Origin of the sequence: Actinomadura sp. BRA 177 (genome assembly GCF_013372625.1) — a bacterium.
In the GTDB taxonomy this organism is placed as follows: domain Bacteria; phylum Actinomycetota; class Actinomycetes; order Streptosporangiales; family Streptosporangiaceae; genus Spirillospora.
Window position 1 is genome coordinate 1 of record NZ_JABXFD010000029.1, and the last position, 485, is coordinate 485.

Here is a 485-nt window from a genome sequence, read left to right on the forward strand (position 1 = left end):
GGGGGAGGGAGGATGAGCGTAAGCTAAACCGGAGTGGGAGCGCAGCCGGGGATGTGATGAAGGGAAGAAGGGAGCGAGGGAAGTGCGGACGGATAGGTGCGTAGGCGGGCGAGTGTGAAGAGGGGGAGACGGGGGGCGATGAAGGGAACAAGATGTGCGTGAATAGAGGATCGAGGGAAGAATGGTAAGTGCACGGTAGGGGGAGGTATACAGGAAGGGGGGGGAGGCAGGGAAGAGTGGACGGACCGACACACGCGATGGAGCCGCGGAGAAGGGAGGACTGGACACAGAAGCGGGGGGGGGGGGAGGACACCTACCAACTGGCGGAGGGGGAGCGCGACCGGTTCGCCGCGCGGATCTCGATGGGCTACCCGGACGCGGCCGCCGAGCTGGAGATGCGCGACACGCAGGGCCAGGGGGCCCCGCTCGGGCGGCTCACCCCGGTCGCGCACGCCGCCGACGTCCGCGACCTCATCGAGGTGGTG

General features: G+C 67.8%; 1 pseudogene. It reads left to right on the top strand.

Annotated elements, in window-relative coordinates:
* Window positions 1-236: 236 nt before the first annotated feature.
* A pseudogene (locus HUX53_RS00125) lies at window positions 237-485 on the top strand (ATPase); the annotation flags it as partial.